Source organism: Lwoffella lincolnii (assembly GCF_037201985.1).
Classification (GTDB): domain Bacteria; phylum Pseudomonadota; class Gammaproteobacteria; order Pseudomonadales; family Moraxellaceae; genus Psychrobacter; species Psychrobacter lincolnii.
On sequence record NZ_CP147511.1, the window covers coordinates 23990 to 50401 of the forward strand.

General features: G+C 42.9%; 22 protein-coding genes and 2 tRNA genes. 14 read left to right on the top strand and 10 right to left on the bottom strand.

What is annotated here, in order from left to right:
- Positions 1 to 12: 12 nt before the first annotated feature.
- On the top strand, positions 13 to 1473 hold the full coding sequence (locus tag WDM69_RS00115) for a coniferyl aldehyde dehydrogenase (RefSeq protein WP_078306416.1): 1461 nt from the start codon (positions 13 to 15) through the stop codon (positions 1471 to 1473).
- 46 nt (positions 1474 to 1519) lie between these two features.
- A complete protein-coding gene (locus tag WDM69_RS00120; RefSeq protein ID WP_078306451.1) occupies positions 1520 to 2188 on the top strand; it encodes a DUF2939 domain-containing protein in 669 nt (222 codons plus the stop codon).
- A gap of 120 nt (positions 2189 to 2308) precedes the next feature.
- Here the strand turns inward: WDM69_RS00120 and WDM69_RS00125 are convergent, their stop codons facing one another.
- Positions 2309 to 3013 carry a pseudouridine synthase gene (locus WDM69_RS00125; RefSeq protein WP_078306417.1) on the bottom strand — a complete coding sequence of 235 codons (705 nt, stop codon included), beginning with the start codon at positions 3011 to 3013 and terminating at the stop codon, positions 2309 to 2311.
- 125 nt (positions 3014 to 3138) lie between these two features.
- On the opposite strand from WDM69_RS00125, the gene WDM69_RS00130 reads away from it, so the two are divergent.
- From WDM69_RS00130 to WDM69_RS00140, 3 genes are all read left to right on the top strand, one after another.
- A complete protein-coding gene (locus WDM69_RS00130) occupies positions 3139 to 3750 on the top strand; it encodes a YigZ family protein (RefSeq protein ID WP_078306418.1) in 612 nt (203 codons plus the stop codon).
- Positions 3751 to 3916: 166 nt separating this feature from the next.
- Positions 3917 to 4930: a YheT family hydrolase gene (locus WDM69_RS00135; RefSeq protein WP_078306419.1), complete on the top strand. Its 1014-nt coding sequence runs from the start codon at positions 3917 to 3919 to the stop codon at positions 4928 to 4930.
- 95 nt (positions 4931 to 5025) lie between these two features.
- The gene (locus tag WDM69_RS00140; RefSeq protein ID WP_338755438.1) at positions 5026 to 5568 is read left to right on the top strand and encodes an acyl-CoA thioesterase; all 543 of its coding nucleotides are present in this window, start codon (positions 5026 to 5028) and stop codon (positions 5566 to 5568) included.
- 43 nt (positions 5569 to 5611) lie between these two features.
- Here WDM69_RS00140 and WDM69_RS00145 read toward each other — a convergent pair whose 3' ends face one another.
- The 5 genes from WDM69_RS00145 to WDM69_RS00165 form a co-directional block, all read right to left on the bottom strand.
- The gene (locus tag WDM69_RS00145) at positions 5612 to 7441 is read right to left on the bottom strand and encodes a thiamine pyrophosphate-binding protein (protein WP_338755439.1); all 1830 of its coding nucleotides are present in this window, start codon (positions 7439 to 7441) and stop codon (positions 5612 to 5614) included.
- 68 nt (positions 7442 to 7509) lie between these two features.
- Positions 7510 to 9228 (bottom strand): FAD-binding dehydrogenase, encoded by a 1719-nt coding sequence (locus WDM69_RS00150; RefSeq protein ID WP_338755440.1) that lies wholly within the window; start codon positions 9226 to 9228, stop codon positions 7510 to 7512.
- 135 nt (positions 9229 to 9363) lie between these two features.
- On the bottom strand, positions 9364 to 10959 hold the full coding sequence (guaA, locus tag WDM69_RS00155; protein ID WP_338755441.1) for a glutamine-hydrolyzing GMP synthase: 1596 nt from the start codon (positions 10957 to 10959) through the stop codon (positions 9364 to 9366).
- A gap of 125 nt (positions 10960 to 11084) precedes the next feature.
- Positions 11085 to 12296, bottom strand: coding sequence for a tyrosine--tRNA ligase (gene tyrS / locus WDM69_RS00160; protein WP_338755442.1), 1212 nt, complete (start codon positions 12294 to 12296; stop codon positions 11085 to 11087).
- A gap of 302 nt (positions 12297 to 12598) precedes the next feature.
- Complete coding sequence (locus WDM69_RS00165; protein WP_078306425.1) at positions 12599 to 13225, bottom strand: superoxide dismutase; 627 nt, start codon at positions 13223 to 13225, stop codon at positions 12599 to 12601.
- A gap of 250 nt (positions 13226 to 13475) precedes the next feature.
- Here WDM69_RS00165 and WDM69_RS00170 point away from each other — a divergent pair, with 250 nt between their 5' ends.
- From WDM69_RS00170 to clpX, 4 genes are all read left to right on the top strand, one after another.
- A complete protein-coding gene (locus WDM69_RS00170) occupies positions 13476 to 14168 on the top strand; it encodes a non-canonical purine NTP pyrophosphatase (RefSeq protein WP_078306426.1) in 693 nt (230 codons plus the stop codon).
- 146 nt (positions 14169 to 14314) lie between these two features.
- Positions 14315 to 15652: a trigger factor gene (gene tig, locus WDM69_RS00175; RefSeq protein WP_078306427.1), complete on the top strand. Its 1338-nt coding sequence runs from the start codon at positions 14315 to 14317 to the stop codon at positions 15650 to 15652.
- Between the two features lie 368 nt (positions 15653 to 16020).
- The gene (gene clpP, locus WDM69_RS00180) at positions 16021 to 16599 is read left to right on the top strand and encodes an ATP-dependent Clp endopeptidase proteolytic subunit ClpP (protein WP_240494819.1); all 579 of its coding nucleotides are present in this window, start codon (positions 16021 to 16023) and stop codon (positions 16597 to 16599) included.
- A 191-nt stretch (positions 16600 to 16790) separates the two neighbouring features.
- Entirely contained in the window at positions 16791 to 18080 is a 1290-nt protein-coding gene (gene clpX / locus WDM69_RS00185) for an ATP-dependent Clp protease ATP-binding subunit ClpX (RefSeq protein ID WP_078306428.1), read from the top strand.
- Positions 18081 to 18227: 147 nt separating this feature from the next.
- Here clpX and WDM69_RS00190 read toward each other — a convergent pair whose 3' ends face one another.
- On the bottom strand, positions 18228 to 19094 hold the full coding sequence (locus WDM69_RS00190) for an SPOR domain-containing protein (RefSeq protein WP_078306429.1): 867 nt from the start codon (positions 19092 to 19094) through the stop codon (positions 18228 to 18230).
- Between the two features lie 87 nt (positions 19095 to 19181).
- Complete coding sequence (gene argS, locus WDM69_RS00195; RefSeq protein WP_078306430.1) at positions 19182 to 21044, bottom strand: arginine--tRNA ligase; 1863 nt, start codon at positions 21042 to 21044, stop codon at positions 19182 to 19184.
- Positions 21045 to 21370: 326 nt separating this feature from the next.
- On the opposite strand from argS, the gene WDM69_RS00200 reads away from it, so the two are divergent.
- Positions 21371 to 21586, top strand: coding sequence for a DUF2788 domain-containing protein (locus WDM69_RS00200; protein WP_078306431.1), 216 nt, complete (start codon positions 21371 to 21373; stop codon positions 21584 to 21586).
- A gap of 473 nt (positions 21587 to 22059) precedes the next feature.
- Here WDM69_RS00200 and cmoB read toward each other — a convergent pair whose 3' ends face one another.
- Positions 22060 to 23115: a tRNA 5-methoxyuridine(34)/uridine 5-oxyacetic acid(34) synthase CmoB gene (gene cmoB, locus WDM69_RS00205; RefSeq protein WP_078307796.1), complete on the bottom strand. Its 1056-nt coding sequence runs from the start codon at positions 23113 to 23115 to the stop codon at positions 22060 to 22062.
- A gap of 81 nt (positions 23116 to 23196) precedes the next feature.
- Positions 23197 to 23976 carry a carboxy-S-adenosyl-L-methionine synthase CmoA gene (gene cmoA, locus WDM69_RS00210; RefSeq protein ID WP_078307777.1) on the bottom strand — a complete coding sequence of 260 codons (780 nt, stop codon included), beginning with the start codon at positions 23974 to 23976 and terminating at the stop codon, positions 23197 to 23199.
- A gap of 120 nt (positions 23977 to 24096) precedes the next feature.
- Here cmoA and msrA point away from each other — a divergent pair, with 120 nt between their 5' ends.
- The 4 genes from msrA to WDM69_RS00230 all read left to right on the top strand — a co-directional run bounded on the left by msrA (position 24097) and on the right by WDM69_RS00230 (position 26297).
- Positions 24097 to 24615, top strand: a complete 519-nt coding sequence (msrA, locus tag WDM69_RS00215; RefSeq protein WP_078307775.1) for a peptide-methionine (S)-S-oxide reductase MsrA — start codon at positions 24097 to 24099, stop codon at positions 24613 to 24615.
- Between the two features lie 78 nt (positions 24616 to 24693).
- Positions 24694 to 24769: transfer RNA gene (locus WDM69_RS00220), tRNA-Ala, on the top strand.
- Positions 24770 to 24901: 132 nt separating this feature from the next.
- Positions 24902 to 24977: transfer RNA gene (locus WDM69_RS00225), tRNA-Glu, on the top strand.
- Positions 24978 to 26021: 1044 nt separating this feature from the next.
- Positions 26022 to 26297 carry a hypothetical protein gene (locus tag WDM69_RS00230; protein ID WP_078307773.1) on the top strand — a complete coding sequence of 92 codons (276 nt, stop codon included), beginning with the start codon at positions 26022 to 26024 and terminating at the stop codon, positions 26295 to 26297.
- The last annotated feature ends 115 nt before the right edge of the window (positions 26298 to 26412 follow it).

A 26412-nucleotide genomic window follows, 5' to 3' on the forward strand; every position in this document is an offset into this window, starting at 1 on the left:
GGAACATCAATCATGAGTGTCACAGATAACCAAACATCTGATGAAATCATCAGCGAAAAAGACAACAGCAACGGTTTTATTAAAAGCATGACAGAGCAGTTTTGGCAGATGTATCAATTAAGCCGACAGCAAGGTGATGTCAGTTGGCAACACCGTTTGCATCAGTTAGAACAGTTAAAAAAGCTGATATCGGATAACACCGATGCGATTTGCCATGCCATCAGTCAAGACTTTGGGCATCGCAGTCATGATGAAACCATCATGGTGGATATTTTTCCAAGCCTTGAGGGCATTCGTCATGCTAAAAAACACGGCAAAGACTGGATGAAACCGCAAAAAGTCAGCACAGGAAAGTGGTTTTTACCTGCCAGCAGTCACATTCAATCACAACCACTTGGGGTGGTGGGCATCATGTCTCCGTGGAATTATCCGCTCAATTTGGTGGCAGGTCCTTTAACCGCTGCGTTGGTGGCTGGTAACCGAGCCATGATTAAGGTGTCGGAGTATTCACCCAATTTTGAGCATTGGCTTGCCAAGACTTTGCCAGTTTATTTTGATAAAGATGAGGTATGTTTGGTGCAAGGGGAGTTGCAAGTCGCTCAAGCATTTAGCAAACTGCCCTTTGACCACTTGCTTTTTACAGGATCAACATCGGTGGGCAAGCACATCATGCGTGCTGCAGCGGACAACCTGACCCCTGTGACTTTGGAATTGGGCGGTAAATCCCCTGTCATCATCATTGATAAAGACATCTTGCCCCATGCCGTGAACCGAATATGGACAGGTAAGATGATGAACTCGGGACAAACTTGCATTGCTCCTGATTATGTGTTGTTGCCTGATGGCTTGCAAGATGAGTTCATTGAGCTGTCGAAAAAATGGATGAGTAAACATTATCCCAAAATTGGCGATAATGAAGACGTGACTTTTATCATTAATCATAAACAGTTTGACCGCATTCATGACCATCTCAAACAAGCCCAAAAGCAAGCTTGTGTTCATAAATTGACCACTGCCACAGAGAATCGTGCCACAGGTTTTATGCCTCCTGTGGTGGTGACAGAGTTGTCACAAGACAGTTTACTGTTAACAGAAGAGATTTTTGGCCCTGTGTTACCATTGGTGGGTTATGACTCGTTAGATGATGCCATCGATTATGTCAATGCTCGCCCTCGTCCATTGGCATTGTATCCTTTTGGGCAAGATGATGACATGATAGAGCGTATTTTACAGCGTACTGTCAGTGGTGGGGTGAGTGTTAACGAGACCATTTATCATGTTGCTCAGCATGACTTGCCGTTTGGTGGGGTGGGAGCATCAGGCATGGGACATTATCATGGCAAACATGGATTTGACACTTTGAGCCATCAAAAAGCGGTGTTTAGGCAAGCCAAAGTGAACTTTGTGGATATATTACAGCCACCTTATGGCAAGGTGTTTGATAAACTGATGAAAGTGGCGGTGCGTTGGTGATGTGTTGGTCACTTGGCAAGTAACAAATAGCAAACAAGGTTGCTTTATGAAAAAAATCATGACCCTGCTGTTTATCGTGTGTTTATTGGCGGTGGGGGTATATGCTGGCTCACCTTATTATACGGTTTATCAGCTCAAGCAAGCCTATGACAACCAAGATGGAACCACATTGGCAGCAGCCATTGACTATTCACAGTTGACAGTCAATCTAAAGACGCAATTAAATGGCAAATTTGCCAACACGTTAAGCCAATATCCCATGGTGGCACAGCTTGGTGGTGATGCTTTGGTGGAAGCTGGCATGGAATTCATTAACCGTTCGGTTGATGGGGCAGTGACCGCAGATAACATTCAAACCTTAATAAATATGCAAGGACAATCCAATCAAGTCAATCAATCCACTCAAGAGTTGGCAGCAGCATGGGCAATCGCCAGCAATCAGGTGAACCTGACCATGCTTATTCAAGATTTGATTGTGGAGCGAGGAGATGTGGATAAGGTGGTCAAAAAGCAAATGCAGTTGATGATGGACAAGCAAACTTTGCAATTGACTGCCCATACTCAAGCAGGTACTGACAGCGAAAAGCCACAGCTTAGCTATTGTGGGATTGATTGCTTTAGCATGTCAGGGCAAATCAAGGGCTATCCGCTCACCGTGCGTATGCAACGTCAAGGCTGGATTGACTGGAAAATTGTCGATGTGCAATTGCCATAAAGTGTGCAATTGCCATAAAGTGTGCCATGGTCATAGATTTGTGCCATTGGCTTGGTTATTGGTGGTTAAAAAAAGTGGTCAGGTTGTGAACCTTGTATGTCTGTGGATACTGGTGCTGGGTTAAAATTGCTCAATCTCTTTTGTGGTTAAAAATCGGCTTTCACCTTTTTCTAACCCATCAAGGCTGATGGTGCCGATGTGTGAGCGGTGTAGTTCGGTAACTCGATTGGCAAAATAACCCATCATGCGTTTGACTTGATGGTATTTGCCTTCTGTTAAGATTAAGCGGGCATGGGTGGCATCGATAAACATCAGTTCAGCAGGGCGGGTTTTGTGTTGCTCCCCTTCAAGCAGTATCCCATTTGCCAGTTGTTTGATGGCATTATCCTGTTCTTGTATGCTCATGGGATTAGCCAAGGTCAGCTCATATGTCTTACTTTGGTGATGTTTGGGGCTGGTTACTTTGTGTAGCCATTGGCCATCATCTGATAGTAACAACGCTCCTGTGGTGTCTACATCCAATCGCCCTGCGATACGCAAACTGGCAACCTCAGGCACGGCAATCAACTCAGTAACGATGGGGTGTTCTTTGGGCTTTAGTGTGCATTCAAAACCTTCTGGTTTATACAGCAAAATATAGCGATTGCCTGTGGCAACCGATAATGGCTCACCTGCCCACATCACTTCGTCATTGAGTGCATTCACATGCACACTACCATCTTTGACGATTTCATCGTTGACGGTGATTTCTTCAGCATGCAAGATGCGTTTGGCATCTTTGCGTGACAGTTCGGTGGCTTTGGAGATGAATTTATCCAGTCGCATGATGATACCCTAAATGTCCTACTCATAAACAAGGTGATATTTTAGCACATTCTTACCCTTGGCATTCACTCAGCGTTCATTGACCATTTATCCAAATTCATGACATAAAGTGATTATTAGCACACATGACCTATTTTACTCTAACCAAACCATGCACTGCCCGTCTTGACATTAAAAAGTCAGAATTCATTGCTCATGCTTATCCTGTGGCTGATCGTGAACAGGCCATGTTTCACGTGAAACAACTAAAACAAACATATTCAGACGCTCGTCATCATTGTTGGGCATATGTCATTGGTGATCCAAATAATACCACCAGTGCAGGTTTTGATGATGATGGTGAGCCTAATGGTACAGCAGGCAGACCGATACTCAATGTGCTACAACACAAAACCATTGGCAATGTCATCATCATTGTGGTGCGATACTTCGGTGGTATCAAGCTTGGGGCAGGTGGTTTGACTCGAGCGTATGCAGGGTCAGCCCAAGCGGTGGTGGATATGATGCAGTTGACGGCTTATGTGGCTAAAGTTGATGTTTGCATTCATACTGACTTTGCCAATGAATCATATGTTCGTTATCTGGTAGAAGACAGTGGCGGTAAGGTATTGACTGTCAATTATGGCAAGTCAGTTGTTTTAAAGGCTCAGGTGTCCAAACAAGCGAAGAAAACGCTGGCGGAGCGATTGGGTGCTGTGGGCAAGCTTGTGGAAAGAGACCTTATGGAAAAACAGTGAGTGGTAGAAAGACAGTGTGTGTTCAAAGGCGAACAACGAACAATGGCTAACCAGTGTTTGGTATGGGTAATGGGCATATTTGAGTTATCATATGTTCACTCAAATGATTTTTTTTATGATTTTTTTTTTATTATAATGGACATTATTTTATTGACTGGTAACGCATATGATGATTTCTGCCCCTGCTCACCCACAACATTTTACAGTGCAACCTTTTACTCCCCCATTTTGGCTTGCCAACCCCCATTTACAGACGATTTTGCCCAAGTTTTTGGTGAAATATCAGCCGAATTATCGCCGTGAGTTGATTAAAGATTCTTTAGATGAAAGTCAAATAGCGTATGATTTTGTGGACGCACACGATGAGCAATTGGCTGGCAAATACCAAAAACCATTGGTGATATTGTTTCACGGCTTAGAAGGCAGTAGTAACAGCCACTATGCCAAAAGTTTGGCTTATGCCGTTAAGGAGCAGGGTTGGCATTATGTGGTGGTGCATTTTCGCAGTTGTGGGGGAATCCCTGTGGCAGGAAACGTGTTTTATAACGCTGGCGATACCAGTGAGCTGGTACATGCGTTAACCCAACTTAGCAACCGCTATCAACATCTGTATGCAGTGGGCATGTCATTGGGTGGGAATGTGCTGGCAAAATATATGGGTGAATATGGTGATAAGGCAGTTTGTGGGGCAGCGGCGGTGGTCAGTGCACCTGTGGACTTGGCGTCATCTGCCATTGCGATGGAACGGCTGATGGGCAGACGTATCTACACGCCATATTTGCTGAATCCATTGGTTAAAAAGGCTTTGGAAAACAGCTTGTCAAGTGAAGAGATGCGGGCTGTGCGTACCAGCAGTCGCATCAGTGATTTTGACCAAATTTTTACCGCCCCTCGTCATGGTTATCGCTCAGTCAATGACTATTATCGCCATGCGTCATCATTGCCTTATTTGATTGACATTGTTAAGCCGACCATCATCATCACTGCCAAAGATGACCCCTTTTTAGGCATGACCGCTCGCCAAAGCGATGTGTCAGAATCGGTGTTATTGCTCGATACTGAGCATGGTGGGCATATGGGGTATCTTAGATATTTGCCACATCATAAGCCTAGGCTAGATGTCAGTTGGTTGCCTGATACCATTGTTGAGTTTTTTAATGCTCAAATGACTGGCAGGTAAGTCAAATTCATGCTTATTGATGATATAAACATGCTAGGCTGTTATCTTTTTGTAAGAATGAATGTCATAAGAATGAATGTTGTAAGGACGAATGTATGTATCCGATTATTCGACTGGGTAAAACCATTTTTGATGCTGTTAAGGACACCAAGGGTGGCACCAGTTTATCCATCACTGACACAGGACGGATTGAGTTTACCAGTAGTCCGACCGATATGGATAATTTTTTTGAGATGAACAATGGTCGCATCATCACCTTGTTTGATTTGGGACGCACCGATTTTGCTATCCGTACAGGGCTGGGAAAAAGGCTGTTAACCAAGCGTTGGGGTTTGGTAGTGGCAGGCAGTAGCGTACAGTATCGCAAGCGGGTGTTTGTGTTTGAGCCAGTAAGCATCACCACCAAAGTGTCGGCATTCGATGACAAATGGATTTATATCGAGCAGACCATGTGGGTAAAAGACACGCCCACTTCATCGGCACTTTTAAGAACGGGTGTGACCAAAAAAGGGCGAGTCATTCCAACCAAAACTGTGTTTGATGCCATGGGTTTGGGAGATATTGACATGCCACCCACAGGCTATGTCAAGACATGGATAGAAGCAGAAGCCAAGCGACCTTGGCCGCCCAAAGAGTGATGACATCTTAAATCATTCGATTTTAACTGGGCATCAGTCCCATTCAAAATGGCAGTTTTCTACGCATGATTCGTTTGATGAATCTTAATTTGTCTTTGGTAGAAAAGCCCTTAAAGGTGGTCTGGCTTGTGCCTTTTGTGAAAGCGGTTTGTTTGCTGTAGTCGATGTTGATGTCCACAATGACAGGCTCACCCTTTTTGCTTAAGGCGTGGGCTTTTTTGAGTGATTTTACCAAGTCCTTGTTACGTTTGATGGCGATATGCGTCGCTCCTGTTGCCATTGCCACACCTTTTAAATCAACATTGGGCAAGATGGTGCAGGTTTTTTGTTGATAGGGAAGCTGTTGGGCTTGAGCAATCTGCGACAGTTCACCATCGCTAAACACACAATATAAAATACCCAATCTGTTGGCTTTGGCGGTCAAAATTTCCATACAAGTCATGGTGAAACAACCATCGCCCACCACCGCCACCACATCACGTTCAGGATTTGCCAGTTTTGCCCCAATGGCAGCAGGCACGGCATAGCCCATGGCGTTGTAGTCGGTTGGGCTAATCAGTAAGCCATCTTGATACACAGGATACAACTCTGCTGCCAAAAAGGTATGATTGCCATCGTCCAGTACGGTTATGCTGTCAGCAGGCATGATGTGTCGCAATGCGTCAAAAAAACGAATGGGGTTGACTTTATGGCGGTTGTCAGCTTTGTACCAAGCTTTGCGATACGCTCGTTTGTCTTTGGCGATTTGGGCTTGGATTGTTGTGGGGCTTTTGGCGTTTTTGCAAATGCTGGGCGACTTGACATTCAGCTGGGCTTTTTGTTGTTTTAAGTTTTTTAATAATAACGGTACGGTGTGAATGACATCACCGACCACACCCACTTGTGTGGGATAGTTTGCACCAATGACAGCAGGATCGATATCAAAATGCACCAACGTCTGGGGTAAGCAGTCATCTAAGCCAAAACTGCCTGTGGGTATTTCAGCAAATCTGGCACCGATGACCAGTAAGACATCACAATGGGCAATGGCATTTTTGCCACTGGGGACAGCCGATGGGCTAAAACCAAACCCTGCATGTAACGGATGTTCGTGCGGAAAACTGGATAATCCTTGTAAGGTGGTGGTAACAGGAGAATTCAACAGCTCACTGATGGCAATGAGTTCTTTTTTGACCATTCTTGCCCCATAACCGACAAATAAACCCACCTGCTTGGCGTTGTTCAGTGTTTCTGCCGCCAGTTGTAGATTGTTTTGTGTTTTTTGAGAAAGTGGGTTCTGTTGCAGGTTCTGTTGCTGCTGATAGGCGTGCCATGTCATTAAGGAGGTGACGGTTTGTGGAAATAATTGTAAATCCACAGGAATTTCTACCAAAACAGGACCTGGCACCCCACTGGTGGCAATGTCATAGGCTTGATATAAAGTTGTGATCACATCGTCCATGTTGTTAATGCGAAATCCTGCTTTAGTAAAGCCTTTAGCCACTTCTAGTTGGTCAATATCGTGTAGTTTGTATTGGTAATTGGTGTCTCTACGAATACCTCCTGTCAGCACCAACATGGGAATGCCATCTAAATACGCTTCACCGATGCCACTGGCAGCATGGGTCAAACCAGCGGCTGGAACGATGACAAGTGTGCCAATATTGCCAACTTTGTGTTTGGCAAAATGTTGGCTATGGGTTGCCACTCGGCTCATGCCGTCAGCGATAAAACTGCCCCCTTGTTCATTGGTAACCAGTATGGGTTTAATGTGTTTGGATTGGCTTAAGGCATCGTACAGTTCAGTGTTATGCACCCCAGGGATACCAAAGGTATGGGTGATGCCCAGCTGTTCTAAGGCATAGACGGTAAGCTCAGCGGCCGTTTTTTTCATGATAAATTCCTTTTTATCGTTTACTTTATTGTGAGTGCTTGTTTGGTCATCAATGATTTGGCGATTCATTATTTTGCGGTGCTGATGGCAAGCCCAGCTCGGCGACCGCTATAAATACAACCACCCAAAAACGTGCCTTCTAACCCTCGTAAACCATTCATGCCACCACCACCAAAACCAGTTGCTTCTCCAGCTGCATACAGTCCTTTGATGGGTAAGCCTTTGGGGGTCAGTACTCGACCACTCAAATCAGTTTGTATGCCACCCAAGCTTTTGCGACTGACGATAAACTCTCGAATGGCAATGTAAGGGGTGGCACTGGGGTCATCAATTTTTTGGAATTTGCAAGTACGCATCTTATCACCTCGCCATTGTCGTACCAAAGCAATGCGTTTGAGCTGTTCATCGGTGAAGTTGCCCTCACCTAAGTCAATTTGAGCGTCGTAGGCTGTGATGACTTTTTGTACGTTTTCTAGTTTAACCTTGTCATTGCCTGCCAAAGCATTCATTTTTTTGACCAACTCTGGCAAGCTGTCAGCAATGACGATGTCTTGACAGTTTTCGATGGCTTCATTGACCAAGGCCTTATTACCACACAAAATGTCTTTTAACAGTTTAAATTTACTGCCATCACGAATGGCAGGATTGAACTCTGAGCCTGAGATGGCAAATTCTTTTTTGGCAATTTTGTAATTGAGAATTTGCCAAGAGTAGCCATCAGGGTGTTTGCACACTTGCGTGACCAAATCACGAGTATCAAAACCTGTGATTAAAGGAATGTCGCCAATGATGCGATTGCCATCTGGGTCAAGCCACAAAGCAGAGCGAGCAGGCACAAGCGATAGCCCATGATTGGGTATCAATGGCTTCCAGTGGTGCACGCCAGCGGCATAGTTCCATTGGCGGTCTAAAAAGGTGATGTTAGCCCCCAAGCCTTTGGCAACTTTATGTAGCGTGCCATCAGCATACCAGTGGGCCCCATTTAAAATGGTTTTTGGTGGATTGCCCCAATCTTTGTGCCAGTGTTTTTTGACCATCTCGATGTTGCCATTAATGCCCCCTGACGTGATGACGGTAATTTTAGAATGTGCAACAAAAGCATGCTGGTTGGCATCATGACCTTGACATCCGATAACGCCAGTTTTGTCACTCATCATATCGGTAACATGATGCTCAAACGCCAGTTGCACATTGCCACGCTTGGTATGTTGTTCAAAGGTTTTAATCAGCTGATTGACCAATCCAAGCCCTGTTCCCCAGACCACATGCCAGCGTGGCACAGAGTTGCCACCAGCCTTTTTAACCACCGTACCACCACCATGATTGCCACGCTCCACCCATAATGGCATTGGTAAAAAACTGACCCCACGTTGTTTTAGCCAATCATAAATCCACGTTTTAGAATCATAGACATAACGCTCTGCCCATGCCCACGCCCAACGCTCTTTTTTGGGATTTTGTCCAAATTCACCAAAGCTGTACCAATCTTTTAGGGCGATGGCAGGACTGTCCTTAACTTTGGCTCGCTTCTGCTCAGGCGTGCCAACAAGCAAAATTCCCCCAAAGCTCCAACGTGCCAACCCTCCAAAATGGGCTTGCACATCTCTATCTAACATTAAGATGTTATGATTTGTGCCATTTTTAACATCGTTATCCATGATTTCTAAGGCACACACCAAACCTGCAATGCCAGCTCCGATGATGATGACATCACTTTGGTAAGTTGTTTGCAAGTTTAATGGGGACTGTGAATTTAATGGGGGTAAGTCTGTGGCTTGTGCGGTCATGGCAGGGTCTCTTTAAGCAGACAAATGAAGGCAGTGTTTGCTAAATTAGGTTTGCTAAATTAGGTTTGCGAAATCATATGATTGATTGTGTCATATTTGGCTAAATTTACCTAAATTTGGCAGGTGAGCCAATTCCTATTCCCATTCAATGGTGGCAGGTGGTTTACTTGACACATCATAAGTCACACGAGACACGTCTTTAATTTCGTTCATGATGCGATTAGACACCGTTTCAATCAGTTCATACGGTAAATGGGCAAAACGAGCAGTCATAAAGTCCACTGTCTCAACAGCCCTTAAGGCAATCACCCACGCATAACGGCGACCATCACCGACCACACCCACGGATTTGACAGGCATAAACACCGCAAAGGCTTGGGAGGTCTTATCATACCAATCAAAGCGTTCCAACTCCTGCATAAAGATGGCATCGGCTTTTCGCAGAATGTCAGCATACTGTTTTTTGACTTCACCCAAAATCCGCACCCCCAAACCAGGGCCAGGGAAGGGGTGGCGATAAATCATCTTATGTGGCAAACCTAATGTAATGCCCAGCTTACGCACCTCGTCTTTAAACAAATCTCTGAGTGGTTCAACCAACTTAAACTGTAAATCCTCTGGCAGACCGCCGACGTTGTGATGACTTTTAATCACATGAGCCTTACCTTGGTGCGACTTTGCTGACTCAATAACATCAGGATAAATCGTCCCTTGAGCCAAAAATTCAATACCCACACCACCATCTTTAGACAGCTTGCGTGCGGTATCAGCGAACACATCAATAAAGGTCTTACCAATCACTTTGCGTTTATCTTCAGGGTCAATTTTCCCCGCCAACGCTGATAAAAATTGCTCTTCGGCATTCACACGGATAACCTTAACCCCCATATTCTCAGCAAATATCTGCATCACTTGGTCGCCTTCATGCAGACGCAACAGTCCGTTATCGACAAATACACAAGTGAGCTTATCACCAATCGCCTTATGAAGCAGTGCTGCCACCACTGAGCTGTCTACCCCACCTGATAAACCAAGTAACACCTCTTTATTCCCAATTTGCTCTTTGAGTTGTGCCACACGCATGTCAATGATGTTATCAGGCGTCCACTCATTGCCACAACCACAAATGCCATGCACAAAACGGGACAAAATCGCTTCACCTTGTAAGGTATGTGTTACCTCAGGGTGAAATTGCAAACCATAATATTGACGACCATCATCTGCCATCACCGCAATCGGACAGCTTGGTGTGTTTGCCACCACCACAAAGCCACTGGGTGCTGTTATCACCTTATCACCATGACTCATCCACACATTTAGGGTCTGAGATGAATCCTCAATACCCTGTAATAGCTGACACTCTGTTGTTACCTGTATTTGTGCTGCCCCAAACTCACGCACATCACTGGCATGGACTTGACCACCAAAGTGGTCTGCCATTGCCTGCATGCCATAACAAATGCCCAACACAGGCACACCCAACTCAAACACCGCATCAGCAATCTTTGGACTGCCCTTAGCATGAACACTCTCAGGACCGCCTGACAAAATCACCCCTTTTGCCCCAAAGTCTCTGATACGCTCATCAGCGATGTCAAACGGATACATCTCACAAAATACCCCAGCCTCACGCACCCGACGGGCAATCAGCTGGCTATATTGTGAGCCAAAATCTAAAATTAAGATGCGGTCTTGCTTAATGCTTGCGGTCTGTGTAGCAAAATGGGTCATAATCGTATCACTTTAGCCAATGATGAAAAACAAACACCATTTTAGCAAACCTAAGCGAAGCAATCAGCTTTTTTGTAAAAAAGCCACGTTGCCCACACATTCTTGGCTTTTTATTCGCCTTGTTTTTATTCATTGATGTTGATTTTGGCATACGCTTTTTTACCTGCTTGAATCACCACCGTTTGCCCTTGTTCTAAGGCAAAACTGCCATCGACCACTTGACCGTCCACTTTAACTGCCCCACGAGAGAGCATGTCCTTAGCCTGAGCAGAGTTTTTAGCAAGACCCGCTTGGTTTAAGACTTGGGTGATGAATAATTTATCTTGACCATTTAAAGATAAACTTATCTCTGGCAAATCCACAGGCAACTCACCGTCTGCCAAGCGGTTGCCTGCTGATTTGTGGGCATTTTGGGCTGCCTGTTTATCATGAAAACGCTCAATGAGTTCTTGGGCTAAAATGTGTTTGATTTCTTGAGGGTTACGCCCATTTTTCATGCCATCAAGCAACGCATTGACCTCACTCATTGGCTTAAAGCTTAAAAACTCAAAATAACGTGCAATCAGCTCATCTGGCATGGATAAGATTTTTTGATACATTGTCCCTGGAGCATCATCAATGGCAACATAATTGCCCAATGACTTGCTCATTTTATTCACACCATCTAACCCTTCTAAGATTGGCATGGTGATACACACTTGTGGCTCTTTACCATAGCGACCTTGTAGCGTTCTCCCCATCAATAAATTAAAGGTTTGGTCAGTTCCGCCCAGCTCGACATCTGCTTCCATGGCAATGGAATCATAACCTTGTACCAAAGGGTATAAAAACTCATGAATAAAGATGGGAGTCTGTGATTCATAGCGTTTGCTAAAGTCATCACGCTCAAGCATGCGAGACACGGTCAGCTGACTGGCAAGAGCAATCATGTCGCCAGCGTTCATGTTGCCAAACCACTCTGAATTAAAGACAATTTTGGTTTTGTCTTTATCCAAAATCTTAAACACTTGCTTGGCATAAGTCTTAGCGTTATCAGCTATCTGCTCATCGCTCAATGGCGGACGAGTGGCATTTTTGCCTGATGGGTCACCAATTTTGGCAGTATAATCGCCAATCAAAAACAGCACCTCATGCCCCAAGTCTTGAAAATGCTTCAGCTTATTTATCAACACTGTGTGTCCCAAGTGCAAATCAGGAGCGGTGGGGTCAAAGCCTGCCTTAATGCGTAAGGGGCGGTTTTGTTTTAATTTATTAACCAAATCTTCTTCAGAGATGATTTCGTGTGTGCCACGGCGAATGTGAGCAAGTTGCTCTTCAATGGGTAAAAATTGGCTCATGATGGGTTTCTGTTCTCTACTTGACAAAACAAATCTTAAAATAAATATCGTGTCTTAAAAATTTCAAATCAGACGTTATGATTAATCAGTCGTTACCACGAAAACCACGATAAAAAACACGTTACCATAACATTATAACCATATGTGGCTTTCAGATACCAGTTTTTGACGATGAGCAACTGGCAAACATAAAAAACGCCCAAAGCAAAAGGCTTGAGCGTTCTAAAGTGAGCCATACCAAGATAAGTGGATAATTTATTGATTTCCCATTAAATTGGCAGTTATGGACTGACAGTTAACGATTACTCTTCGACACCAGCATCTTGACCTTGATATTTGGCATTGGCATAATCCCAATTAACCAGCTTATCTAAGAAAGCATCAACATAATCAGGACGACGATTGCGATAATCGATATAGTAGGCGTGTTCCCACACATCGCAAGTCAACACAGCAATCTTGCCATGTGCCAAAGGCGTATCAGCATTGGCGGTCTTCATGATGGATAATTTGCCACCAACACCATCAGCAACCAACCATGCCCAACCTGACCCAAATTGAGACGTGGCAGCATTTTTAAACTCTTCACGGAATTTATCATAACTACCAAAATCTTCTTCGATTTTACTTTTTAGCTCACCAGTGGCCTCACCACCCCCATTTGGGGTCATGCAGTTCCAATAAAAAGTGTGATTCCAAACTTGAGCCGCTTGGTTAAACATGCCTTGCTTGCCATCATCTTTGGCAGTGGCTTCAATGATTTCTGCTAAGGTTTTGCCTTCTAACCCCGAGCCGGGTAACATGTCGTTTAATTTGCTGACATAGGCATTGTGATGTTTGTCATGGTGAAACTCTAAAGTTTCAGCACTGATGTGTGGCTCAAGTGCATCTTTGGCATAAGGTAAGTTTGGCAAAGTGATGTGTGACATAAAAATCCTTTATTATCAAAATAAATCATCAGAATAAATGAGTTAATCAATGGGTTTTGATGGTGATTACGGTGATTGCTAAGTAAAATAAGCAAAATAAACAACCTAAAATAAAACACCTTTAAGTCTAACAAGGGCAGTAGGTAATAACAATTACCGATTGTTAATGTTAATAATGATTATCACTTAGCAATAAAACACTTAGCAATGAAAATCTAGCAATGAAAATCTCTTAGGAGCTAAAAGAACCATGCAAAAATGGGTATTGGCAAGCAATAACGCAGGCAAACTGCAAGAGTTGCAACAGTTATTTAACCAAAAACAACTGTCCGTCAGTCTTGTACCACAAGCACAGCTTGGCGTAACAGAAGCGATAGAAGACGGTCTTAGCTATATTGAAAATGCACTGATAAAAGCACGTCATGCCAGTAATATGAGTGGGTTGCCTGCCATTGCTGATGATTCAGGTTTGAGTGTGCCTGTGTTGGGTGGTAAACCTGGCATTTATTCAGCACGTTATGCCAGCCAAAGTGACCGAGAAAGGCTGGGTATCGGTCAGAATATTGACCAAGACACCGCCAACATCACCAAACTATTGGCAGAATTGTCGCCACATCGACCGAGTTTGACAAATGCAGATTTTACAGAGCAACGTGCAACCAATCACCACAACTCACCGATAACTGCCATGTTTGTGTGCGTGTTGGTCATGGTCAGATATGCTGATGACCCCTTGCCTTTGATTGCTCAAGGTTTTTGGCATGGGCAGATAACCGATAAGCCCATGGGTGATCAGGGGTTTGGCTATGACCCTGTGTTTTGGTTGCCACAGCAAGGCATGTCAGCGGCACAATTAGACCAAGCGAGCAAAAACCGCTTAAGTCACCGTGGGCAGGCCTGTCACAATCTGTTGCAACAAATTTGCACTTTTATTGACTTATAAAGTATACTACATCACTTTATAAAAAATCACTTTATGAGAAATTCATCTTTTTTTTACATATTGAGACGGTCATTTTTAATTCAACGTATTACTGTTGGAACGTATTATTGTTAGTTTGGTATTATTAGATAAATATAGGTAATTTTATGGCAAACGATTTACAAGTCACATCGAATAAGCTTTCTGATCAGCAAGTTCAATTGATAGTGAAAGTTCCTGTTAGCAACATTCAAAAAAAGGTCGAGTCTCGCATTCGCCAGACTGCCAAAACTGCTCGGATTGATGGCTTTCGTAAAGGCAAAGTGCCTGTGTCGCACATTCGCTCACAATATGGAGCAGGTATCCAACAAGAAGTCATCAATGATGAGATACGTGATACTGTGTTTGATGCCATTCGTCAGCAAGACATCATGGCAGTGGACATGCCCAACATTGATGAAGTCAAGTTAGAAGATGACTTTTTGGTGTATCAAGCCACGGTGGATATTTTCCCAGAGATTGAAGTGCAAGGTCTGTCTGATGTGGACGTTGAGCGACACATTGCCAGCATCAGTGATGATGATGTGGATACCATGATTGAAAGTTTGCGTCAACAACGTCAAGAGTTTGTTGAAAAAGATGACAAGCTTGCTCAAGGCGACCAAGCGACTTTTGATTTTGAAGGCTCAATTAATGGTGAGACTTTTGACGGTGGAACAGCTCAAGATTTTGACCTTGTGATTGGTAGTAACCGCTTTATCCCAGGGTTTGAAGAGCAAATGGTTGGCATGCAAGCAGGTGAAGAGAAGGTCATTGAGGTGACATTCCCAGAAGATTATCAAGCTGAGAACTTAGCTGGTAAAGATGCCCAATTTAAAGTGGCAGTAAAATCAGTGAAACAAGCCAAATTGCCTGAGCTAGACGACGAATTTTTTGAAGTCTTTGGCGTAAAAGAAGGTGGTCTGGATAAACTGAAAACTGACGTACGCAAAAACATGGAGCGTGAAATAAAAAACGCATCACGCAATCAAGTTAAGCAGGCAGTCTTTGATGCCCTGTTAGAAAAAAATGAATTTGACATCCCTAAAGCCATGCTAGAGCAAGAGATTAATCGTCAGCGTAACATGATGATTCAGCGTTTTTCTCAGCAGTTCGGTGCTAACCCCAATAACTTTAGTGGTGATATGCTACCTAATGAGTTGTTTGAAGATCAAGCTTTGCGGAGTGCCAGATTGGGGGTGATTGTATCACGCTTGATTAACAGCCAAGAGCTTAAAGTAGACCAAGAGCGAGTCGAAGAATTTATTAAAGAATCAGCAGAGAACTATGAAGACCCACAAGAAGTGATCGACTACTTTACCAATGATGAGCAACAACGTGCCAACATTGAATCAGTGGTGCTAGAAGACCAAGTGGTTGATTATGTCTTATCACAAGGCAAAGTAACCGATAAAGAGGTTGGCTATCAAGAGCTGATTGCCAGCCAACAACAAGGCATGATGTGATTGGTTGATAAGCATTGGTTGATAAACAACAAAAAAGCCCATGCCATCGCTGGGCTTTTTTTGCCCATGGCATCAACGACGCTTGAAAATACTTGATTATCACCCTATTTACATCAGCGTATCACATCAAACTGATGGTTTAATAAATGCCACTGAGTGCTTAATTAAATATTGATTGGTTAAGCACTCAGGAATAAACACCCAAGGACATAAAGTAAGGACATAGAACAATGATTGACACCCAGTTGATGCAAGACAGAATTCATCAAAATCCGCATTTTGACCAGTTACAATTTGAGCAGTTTCAATGTAACCGATTACAAAGCGACCAATCACAAACTGTCGCACCACAAAACGCATTGGTTCCTATGGTCGTCGAGCAGTCTTCTCGTGGTGAGCGTTCGTTTGACATTTTTTCTCGCCTACTGCGTGAGCGAGTCATTTTTTTGACAGGTCAAGTTGAAGACAACATGGCAAATCTGATAGTCGCTCAGCTGTTATTTTTGGAGGCGGATAATCCAGACAAAGATGTGCATCTGTACATCAACTCACCTGGTGGCGTGGTTACCGCTGGCATGGCAATTTATGATACCATGAATTTTATCAAGCCTGATGTCTCGACCATCTGCTTAGGCCAAGCAGCATCGATGGGGTCATTTTTGTTGTCAGCAGGTGCAAAAGGCAAACGCTATGCCCTTGCTAACTCTCGAGTGATGATACATCAACCATTGGGTGGGTTTCGTGGTCAGGCATCAGACATCGAAATTCACGCTCGTGAAATCATTGAGCTAAAAGCCAAGCTCAACCGCCTGCTTGCTGAACATACAGGTCAGCCTGTGGAGCGTCTGGAAAAAGATACCGACCGTGATAACTTTATGAGTGCTGAGGCTGCTAAAGATTATGGCTTGGTTGACCAAGTGCTTGAGCGTCGCCCAACGATTAAATAAGCATGATGACATACTTTGGTTTTGGTGATACCCAAGCCCATTTTGGCAATGATTAAGTTAAATAACCAACGTTAAATAATTAACATTAAACAACGTTAAACAACTAAGTTAAATAGATAAGCCAAATAAAGCCTAAACCAAATACAACATTCATAAAAACAGAATAAGTCAAAAACAAAAGGAAGTTTTTTATGGCAAAAGATGACATGCCATGTTGTTCATTTTGTGGTAAAGCAAAAAATGAAGTCAAACAGTTAATCGCTGCTGATGATGCCAATATCTGTAACGAATGCGTGGCATTATGTGCAGATTTGATAGAAGATGACAGCCAGCAAATCACTGATTTTATTGATGATACAAATCCAAATAGTAGCTGGCTTAACAAAAAACTGCCCACCCCAAAAGAGCTAAGAGCTCACTTGGACGATTATGTCATTGGGCAAGATGTTGCCAAAAAAGCCCTATCTGTGGCGGTGTATAACCACTATAAACGCTTGAAAGTGAGCCAACAACTGGCACACGACCGCAAAAAAGCCAAAATCGGAGCAGACGATGCGATGGTTGAATTGGCAAAAAGTAACATTTTGCTCATAGGTCCAACAGGCTCAGGTAAGACACTTTTGGCACAGACATTAGCACGAATATTAGATGTACCCTTTGCCATGTCAGATGCCACAACCTTGACCGAGGCAGGCTATGTGGGGGAAGATGTTGAAAACATCGTGCAAAAGTTGTTACAAGCCTGTGATTATGACGTTGCCAAAGCTGAACAAGGCATCATCTATGTGGATGAAATTGACAAAATCAGTAAAAAAGGAGAAAACGTTTCCATCACTCGAGATGTCTCAGGTGAAGGTGTGCAACAAGCATTACTCAAACTGATTGAAGGGACGGTCGCTGCCATTCCCCCACATGGTGGACGTAAGCACCCCAATCAAGAGCTGATTCAAGTTGACACCAGTAATATTTTAATCATTGTGGGTGGGGCGTTTGCAGGACTCGATAAGGTCATTCAACAACGCACCGAAGAGACGGGCATTGGCTTTAATGCTGATGTGAAATCAAAAGATGAATCCAGTCGCCTCAGTGAATTGTTTCGTGAAGTTGAGCCTGAGGATTTGATTAAGTTTGGTCTTATTCCTGAGCTGATTGGGCGTTTACCAGTGATTGCCACACTTGAAGAGTTGGACGAAACGGCATTGATTCAAATTTTAACCGAGCCAAAAAATGCCTTGGTTAAGCAGTATCAGTATCTGTTTGACATGGAAGATGCCCAATTACAGTTCACTTCTGAAGCCCTAACCGCCATTGCCAAAAAAGCAGTCGAGCGTAAAACAGGGGCTAGGGGTTTGCGTTCCATTGTTGAGAATGCCCTGCTTGAGACCATGTATGAGTTGCCATCAATGCAAGATGCTAAAGTGGTTCAGGTAACCGAAGCGGTGATAAATGATGGTCAAGCTCCCAAGATATTGGGTGCTTAACGAAACCTTCGATGACGATGCCATGGTTGATGATGCAATGCTTGACGATGCAATGCTTACGATGTCATGACATGATTGGTGGAGGCATGGTTTATGGAGCATGATTTATGTAGTATGGTAAGAAAAGTAGTATGGTAAGAAAAATGGCTATTGACCCAATGGCTGTTTGCGTCTTTGCTCCACGATGATGCTATCAATCCCGTTATTTTGTAGTCGTTGTTGTGCCAAAGCAACCGCATTGCGATTGGACATTGTCACAGAAATGACCTGAAAAATTTCTTGTCCATTGCCCGTCACATTTTTAACCACTTTGGCATCTACCCCAGCCATCAGCACTTGAGCTCGTCTACGGTCGGCTTCATCTGCATTGCCAAAGCTATTAATTTGCAAGATATAAGTGGTGGCAGGTTGGTTACGTTGAATGCTGGCACTGGATTTGCCGTCATTGATGATGTCAGCTTGATTGTTGTTGTTATCCATGCTGTTGCCATCAATATGGGGCAGGTTGGTGGTCTCAGCTGAATTGTTGTCTTCAGGGTTTAAGATAGTTTGTTCAGAGATGCCATAACCACCGTCTTGATTGGCTTCGTTATTGGCATTTTGATTGATGGCGTCTTGTTGCTCTTGCAGTTGTTTTTTGGCGGCTTCTTCTAGGCGACGCTGTTGTTCAACGACCACATCGGGCTTAAATGACATCTCTGAGCCATCACTCTGATTATTATTGTGTTCTTCAATCACAGACGCATCAGGAATGGTTATCATCTGTTGGTTGGGTAACACATCATAAAATTCATAGTCGGTGCTGTTGGTATCCATATTAACTTTGGGTTTTACTTGATAATCAATGGCTGTGGTGGGGGTACTCTGCTTGGCAAAATCAAAAAAAGGCGACAGATAAGCAAACACACCCACCATCACTGCCAATATTGCTCCGACAAACATCCAAAACAAACTGAGCAAACCGCTGGATTTTTTTCGCTTTTCAGTTGCCCCTTTGGGTTGTTTTGTCAGCATAGACACGCTCCCTTTCCTTTTTTAACACAAATTTATTTTTAACTTGGTTTATTAAAAACTTGGTTTATTAAAAAATAACAGCAGCCATCACATAGACTGTGGTGCAGACAGACCAAGTAGGGTTAAACCGTTACTCAGTACCTGTTTGATGGCGAATGCCAGTCGCAATCGTGCTTGTACTAATGCCCAATCGGTTTCACCTTCGTCAGTGGGCAAGATGCGATTGTCGTTGTACCAACCATGAAAAGCACTGGCTAACTCTTTAAGATAGTTGGTCAATAGATGTGGCTCTCGGTTGTTAGCAGCACGTTCGATGGTGTTAGGATAAGCAGTCAACAACTTGAGTATCTCGCTTTCACTGTCGCTGTCTAATCGTGTTTGCTGGGTGGTCGCCATCGTTGCATCATACTGCCAGCCTCGTTCTGCCAGCTTGTCAAATAATCGGCAAATGCGAGCATGGGCGTATTGGATATAATACACTGCATTGTCTCGGCTTTGTGATTTTGCCAGTTGCAAATCAAAATCCATATGCACTTCTGGCTTTCTGGCGACATAATAAAAGCGGGCAGCATCGTTACTCACGTCTTCACGTAACTCTCGCAGGGTAACAAACTGCCCTGAACGAGATGACATGGCGACTTTCTCTTCACCCCGCCACAGTGATACAAACTGCACCAATATCACTTCAAGTCGATGTGGCTCAATGCCCAATGCTTGTAAGGCGGCCTTGATACGAGCGATATATCCATGATGGTCTGAACCCCAAACGTTAATCACGGTATCAAAACCACGGTCAAACTTATTTTTATGATAAGCGATGTCTGATGCAAAATAAGTGGGTTGACCATTGGCACGCAGAACCACACGGTCTTTTTCGTCACCAAATTCGCTAGATTTAAACCATATGTTGCCATCTTTTTGGTACAGATAGCCTTTGGCATCCAATTGGGCTAGGGCATCGTTGATGTCGGCTTGTACTGATTTTTCGCTAAACCACCGCTCATAATGCACCCCAAATTCATTTAAATCTTGCTTGATGTCTGTCAAAATACTGTCCAAAGCGGTGTCTAAAAACAGCTGGTAACCTGCATCACCCAGCAGTGTTTTGGCATTCACAATCAAGCCATCAATATGGGTTTCTTTATCACCAGAAATGAGGGTTTTTTCACCTTTGTCATCGGTTGTATATACGGCATCGGCAGGTACGTTGTGATACAGCTTGCTGATGGGGTGAATATAGGCATCGCCATGTTGGGTTTGTAGTGTTCTGGCAATGTCGTTGACGTAATCACCTTGATAGCCATTACTTGGAAAGGTAAATTCTGCCCCTGCCAACTGTAGATAACGCAAATAAGTACTGGTTGCTAAAATGTCCATTTGCCGTCCTGCATCATTGACATAATACTCTCGACAAACGTCATAACCCACTGCTTGTAATAGGTTGGCAACACTCATGCCAAAGGCAGCTCCACGCCCATGCCCAACATGTAAACTTGAAGTTGGGTTGGCAGAGACAAATTCGACTTGAATGCGTTTGCCAGCGTGAGCCTTTGACAGACCAAATTTATCCGCTTGTTTGGTGATGTCATCTAGCACAGCAAACTTGGCATCACTGCTTAAAAAAACATTGATAAATCCCGGTCCTGCGATTTTCGCTTTGGCAATTAAGGAATTTTGTGGTAGGGCATTGATGAGTTGCTCTGCCAATACTTTGGGATTGGTCTTAGCAACTTTGGCGGCGGATAATGCCAAATTACTGGCATAATCTCCATGCTCAGGGTCTTTAGGGCGGCTAATTTGCCCATTATTTTGCCAATCGGTAGGCAATACGCCTTGGCGTTGCAATTGAGAGACAGCTTGGGCAAATAAGTGTGCAATGGCATCACTTTGTTCTGCCACAGGAGCTGATGTGCTGGATAGGGTGGTATTCGATAGGGTGGTATTTGACATGGTATTTTCTTAATAGGAATGATTGTCATGGGACAAAAATTTTTATATCAATTTGATTAACCCATCAATATAACAATTTTTTGTAAAAATTGCATCTACTTCGCTCGCTTTCACTTTTTGTTTGTTTTCACATTGGTCATGTTTGATGTCTAAGATATTGAACCCATGTGTCGGTTTTAAATTCATGCGTCAGTCCTAAAAATAAAACAGCTTCCCCACATTAACCAGTGAGTAACCCTTTATGACTACCATATCATCTGTGTTCTTGTTACACTGGCACATTCAGCCAACACGCTGATATTCACAAGATGTTTAAGGGGACTATTATGTTTGCCATTTCAGCAGAAACCGTTACCAAATGGGGCATGAATGTGCTACTGCCCTTATTCATTGCCTTTTTGTTTTTTATCATGTGGGATTTGTCAAAGAAAAATAACGCAGGCAAACAAGGCACATTTTGGATATTTTTGGCATTGGGTGGGGGATTTTTTGGCTTTTTGATTAAAATGGTGATGGAGTGGTATTTTAGTAAGACCTTGTAGTTGGTAAAACGTTGTGGTTGGCAGTTTGTCATATTCTAGCCAAACAATGACCATTACACAGATTTGTGTTCATTGTTTTCTTTTGTCAGCTGTTTTATTCCATAATCTCTTTTATTCTATAATCTCTTTTATCCTCCGTTGCCGTAAAACCACAGCCTTCAGGCGGTGGATATAAGGCAATTGTTAAATGCGATAAGTTTTGCCATACTCATCTCACTATATTCAATGTCTTACATTCCACAGTTAAGTTAAGACTAAATTGCGAGTACGCAGTAACTTAACTGGTAAGACGTTTCCAAACACACACTTAAGCTAATTCGTGTCTATGACAATTCTAACGGTAGGATTAGCTTAAAATAAGAACCTAAGATGTACGGTGTGTCGTACGGGCGGTTGCCACTATCTTAGGCTTGCGGTAGGGCTTCACCGTCTTGCAGAAGGAATCCCCGAACGATAGGGGGGAGGAAGTCAATCTATAACTTCTTTGCCACCATAACCGCCCTTATTGGACGGTGATAGCCTTCAAGGGTTTTTTTGGCATCATTTGGGTCAAGAAAATCTGCCAATGATTGATGAACCATCCAGTTGGTTGTTCGCTGTTCATCGGTGCTGGTGATGTCTATGTCCACACAACGAATGTCGTCAAACCCTGCTTTTGCTAACCACACACTCAACGCCGATACGGACGGTAAAAAATACACATTATTCATCTGAGCATAACGCCCTTTTGGCACAAGTACGGTCGTTTCATCACCTGGGACCACCAAGGTTTCTAGTATCAGCTCGCCCCCTTTGACCAACTGTCCTTTTAATTGCTGCAAAAAATCAAACGGTGATGCTCGGTGGTATAAAACACCCATGCTAAACACAGTGTGAAATAAGCCATCTTGTGGATTTTGGCTTTGGGGCAGGGATTCTAATCCAATGGGGATAAAATGAATGGGTGATTGATTAAAACGGTTACGCATGTCGCCCATAAAATGTCTGATTGCCATAAATTGATGATAAAACAGACAAGACGGGTCTATCACCATCACGGTATTTGCACCAGCGCCCACCATTCGCCAGCCGTGATAACCAGAACCACCACCCACATCCAGCACTCGCTTTGCTGTTAAATCACTGATATGCGGAGCAACCCTGTTCCATTTGTAATCACTTCGCCATTCGGTATCTATGTGGATTTGACGCTCATCATTGTCCAATGGCTTGTTGCCTAAAATAAAGCCACCTTTTCTCCATGGCATGAGTTTTTTGAGCAATGCGTTGGTTTGTTTGTACTGTTCGATTGTCCAGTCAAATTCGGCAGTGATACAGGCTTGGTTTAGGTCAATCTTTGGTTCATCAATACTGGGTAATCGCTCAATCAAAGACGCATAAAATGGGGCATGAGCATGGCGGTTTTTGTCTTTGATTTGGGCAAGCCAGCTTGGCAATTGAGTAAGCCATGCTTGAGCAATCGGATATTTGTTAGCCAGACTCAATAGGGTTAAATACAGCTGTTGTTCAGCGTGAAAAATGGTGGTCATGGGTTGATTGCTCCAAACACACATTGTCATGTCTTGTGTATGACATCTTGTATATGATGTTTTGAGAATAAAATGAATGATTCACTTAAAGGCAATGACAGACGCAAAGTTTAAAAATTGAAACCATGTCAAGCTTCTATAAAATCCCACCTGTTGTAACCGCTGATGATGACATGCCAACGTATCAGTCATTAACACGTTTTCTAACGCATTACGTTTGCCACTAATTTCAAGCTCGCTATAGCCATTGGCACGTTTAAAATCGTAATAACGCTCTACCCGCCAAGCATCATCTTGTTCATCGGTTAAGTGGGTTTTTTCGGTTAAAATTAAAATACCACCTTCTGCTAACGCATCATGGCATTTTTGTAACACCGCAACACGCTTTGCCACAGGCAAAAATTGTAGCGTTAAATTCAATACAATCATATCGCATGCTTGTAGTGTGATGTCGCAAACATCAGCACATATCAGCTCAATATCATGATTAGGGTGATGCTCACTCATTACAATTCGGGCTTTATCTATCATTGGCTCAGATAAGTCAATCGCTTTAATTTGCAAATCTTGTGGGGCAAATTCACTTGCCAACGCCAAACTCACCGCCCCAAGTGAACAACCCAAGTCATACACACGGCTGATTTTTTCTCCCACCCCATCTGTACCACGGGTTTGACGAAAGCCACAATGACGGCGAGCAAAAATTGGTAGCATTGCCAACATTTGTCCATATCCGGGAACACTGCGACGTATCATATCAGGAAAACAAGCGACCACCTGCTCATCAAAACTAAAGCGAGCATCGGCATCAAGGGGCGTGGTAAAAAGGGTATCGTGTTTAGATGGCATGGTGGTGGTCATGTCAGTTTGTGTGATTGGTTTGGTAATGACTCAAAAATTATTTAACACACTCAATCAGATAACTTGCGTTATTTCTGTTATTCTACCATTTTAATCTTGTCTAAATCATAGGAAATTGCGATGCAAAGTATCATTCTAGGTGGTGGTTGTTTTTGGTGTACCGAATCGGTATTCCGTCAAGTTAAGGGCATAAGCCAAGTAACCTCAGGCTATGCAGGTGGTGATGCTGACACTGCCAATTATAAAGCGGTGTGTGGCGGTGATACAGGACATATTGAAGTAATTAAGGTACAATTTGATGATGCCATCATCTCGCTACAGACGATTTTGGACATCTTTTTTACCATTCATGACCCAACCACCCAAGACCGACAAGGCAATGACGTGGGGCGACAATACGCTTCGGTGGTGTTTTATGCTGATGACGAGCAAAAAGCCGTCGTTAATCATACCATTGCTAAGCTAAAAGAAGACGGCATCGCCATCGTAACTGAAGTGTATTCTGCTCCCACTTTTTATCCTGCTGAAGAGTATCATCAAGATTTTTTTAGCAAAAATCCTAGTCAAGGCTACTGTAACTTAGTCATACCCCCAAAATTGGCAAAACTGCGTGGACATTATGCTCAGTGGTTGGCATAAAAAATGCCAGCATGTCATGAATTTATGCAAAACTGCTTGACAAAAAAAATCCTGTTATATAAAATACCCATCGCTTTAGGGGCTATAGCTCAGTTGGTAGAGCACTTGCATGGCATGCAAGGGGTCAGCGGTTCGACTCCGCTTAGCTCCACCATTATTTTTGTGATACTTTTAAGGCTTAGCAAGCCTGCTTTAAAAAAGTCAGCACTTCATTTTCCTAGGCAGATATCATAATGAGAGTGCTGAGCAACTTAAAATATAAGCCACGCAAAAATAATTCTCTTGCGTCCCGTTCGTCTAGAGGCCTAGGACCCCGCCCTTTCACGGCGGTAACAGGGGTTCGAATCCCCTACGGGATGCCACTTATTCCATAACTCTGCGTTATCTGAATCCAGCTCCGCCATTACTTCAAATAATGTGCAAGCTGGATTTTCTTTTTTTGCTATTTCCGCAATTCTTAATATTTCTGCTGGACTTGGTTTGTAGCGGTCTTTTCTGATGTCTGTTATTTTGCTTTTTGCTACATTTAGTTTCTCTGCTATGGCTGTATAACTACCAAGCTCTAATCTAGCCTCGTCTATCAATCGAATAATATTCATTTTTCTTACTCCGTACATATTATCCGTATTTTGTATTGACACGGATAATCAAGCATGTTAGCATTTAAATAAATACGGATTTTCCGTATTTTTTATGAATTACTTGTACGAATTTTCCGTAAAAAGTATTTTCAACCCCAAATCATACCATAGATTGAACGATGAATACATTTACAGTTTTATAGCTTTTCTTGATAGTAGTTATTTGCTTTCTAGCTCTTTAGCAAGCTTATAAAAGACTCTAAGTAGTATTAGTTTTTCATACATATATATTCCTTAACCAAAGGAAAAAAAACATGACAATGACAGGCATACAAGTTCTTCAATCATTGTTTTACATTTATTTTTTCGTTGGTTTCATTATTGGCGTTGTATTTGTTTTGTCATACAACTTTAGTAACAGACTAAAGCAAGGGCAAAAAGATGATAGTCACTAAAACTTGTTTTTATCTAGTTGGTTTTGCTTTGGCTTGGTTGTTAGCTTTTAACGTATCTGAGCTACTTATTCAAAAACTTTCTAATAGTAATCAGCAATTTAAGGTATCACCAAAAATCATACCACAGGACGTAAGAAAATGAACGAATCCTTTATGAGACTCTTTCTTTACTCTTTTGCCCTATTTTCTGGATATGGCTTTGCTCGCTTTGTTAAAGACTTAATCTTTTATTTTTATTATCGCAATAATAATAGCAATAGCGAACAAGCCAACAAGAAAGAAAGCGTCTAACGGATTAGCTTTCAAATAGTCAATAAAAGCGTCAATTATTATCTTATTTCCTTTTTTTACCACACTGGACTGAGTGTTTATGTCTAAATTTAACTATCAAGCTCATTTTTCTGACCTCATTAACTTTGGTGCAATACGTGACAAGGTTTTTTCTGCTCACTTAAAGCCACCAATGACTTATGAACAATGTTTTGATGTTGTTAGCTCTCATCATTATCCTTTAACTTTAGAAGAAATTCATTCCTTTTCTAAAGCATTGAAAGATTATTCAGATTATTCAAACACTGATTTTTTCTTTTGGATTACCCCTTGCTCTTCCCCTGTTGTCCCAGCTTATTTTCCAAGTCAAATATGAGTAATTTTTCTAAATTCTAACGAATAAATTAGGTCGAGTTTTAGCAAAAAGGCAGCTTTATCGCCTTTTTGCTAAAACTGACCCAACAACCGAAGGGCGTTAGTAAGCCATTAAA

Bases quoted from the DNA above. Each gene is read 5' to 3' on its own strand.
- WDM69_RS00115 (WP_078306416.1), top strand. From the start codon at position 13: ATGAGTGTCACAGATAACCAAACATCTGATGAAATCATCAGCGAAAAA.
- WDM69_RS00120 (WP_078306451.1), top strand. From the start codon at position 1,520: ATGAAAAAAATCATGACCCTGCTGTTTATCGTGTGTTTATTGGCGGTG.
- WDM69_RS00125 (WP_078306417.1), bottom strand. From the start codon at position 3,013: ATGCGACTGGATAAATTCATCTCCAAAGCCACCGAACTGTCACGCAAA.
- WDM69_RS00130 (WP_078306418.1), top strand. From the start codon at position 3,139: ATGACCTATTTTACTCTAACCAAACCATGCACTGCCCGTCTTGACATT.
- WDM69_RS00135 (WP_078306419.1), top strand. From the start codon at position 3,917: ATGATGATTTCTGCCCCTGCTCACCCACAACATTTTACAGTGCAACCT.
- WDM69_RS00140 (WP_338755438.1), top strand. From the start codon at position 5,026: ATGTATCCGATTATTCGACTGGGTAAAACCATTTTTGATGCTGTTAAG.
- WDM69_RS00145 (WP_338755439.1), bottom strand. From the start codon at position 7,441: ATGAAAAAAACGGCCGCTGAGCTTACCGTCTATGCCTTAGAACAGCTG.
- WDM69_RS00150 (WP_338755440.1), bottom strand. From the start codon at position 9,228: ATGACCGCACAAGCCACAGACTTACCCCCATTAAATTCACAGTCCCCA.
- guaA (WP_338755441.1), bottom strand. From the start codon at position 10,959: ATGACCCATTTTGCTACACAGACCGCAAGCATTAAGCAAGACCGCATC.
- tyrS (WP_338755442.1), bottom strand. From the start codon at position 12,296: ATGAGCCAATTTTTACCCATTGAAGAGCAACTTGCTCACATTCGCCGT.
- WDM69_RS00165 (WP_078306425.1), bottom strand. From the start codon at position 13,225: ATGTCACACATCACTTTGCCAAACTTACCTTATGCCAAAGATGCACTT.
- WDM69_RS00170 (WP_078306426.1), top strand. From the start codon at position 13,476: ATGCAAAAATGGGTATTGGCAAGCAATAACGCAGGCAAACTGCAAGAG.
- tig (WP_078306427.1), top strand. From the start codon at position 14,315: ATGGCAAACGATTTACAAGTCACATCGAATAAGCTTTCTGATCAGCAA.
- clpP (WP_240494819.1), top strand. From the start codon at position 16,021: ATGGTCGTCGAGCAGTCTTCTCGTGGTGAGCGTTCGTTTGACATTTTT.
- clpX (WP_078306428.1), top strand. From the start codon at position 16,791: ATGGCAAAAGATGACATGCCATGTTGTTCATTTTGTGGTAAAGCAAAA.
- WDM69_RS00190 (WP_078306429.1), bottom strand. From the start codon at position 19,094: ATGCTGACAAAACAACCCAAAGGGGCAACTGAAAAGCGAAAAAAATCC.
- argS (WP_078306430.1), bottom strand. From the start codon at position 21,044: ATGTCAAATACCACCCTATCGAATACCACCCTATCCAGCACATCAGCT.
- WDM69_RS00200 (WP_078306431.1), top strand. From the start codon at position 21,371: ATGTTTGCCATTTCAGCAGAAACCGTTACCAAATGGGGCATGAATGTG.
- cmoB (WP_078307796.1), bottom strand. From the start codon at position 23,115: ATGACCACCATTTTTCACGCTGAACAACAGCTGTATTTAACCCTATTG.
- cmoA (WP_078307777.1), bottom strand. From the start codon at position 23,976: ATGACCACCACCATGCCATCTAAACACGATACCCTTTTTACCACGCCC.
- msrA (WP_078307775.1), top strand. From the start codon at position 24,097: ATGCAAAGTATCATTCTAGGTGGTGGTTGTTTTTGGTGTACCGAATCG.
- WDM69_RS00230 (WP_078307773.1), top strand. From the start codon at position 26,022: ATGTCTAAATTTAACTATCAAGCTCATTTTTCTGACCTCATTAACTTT.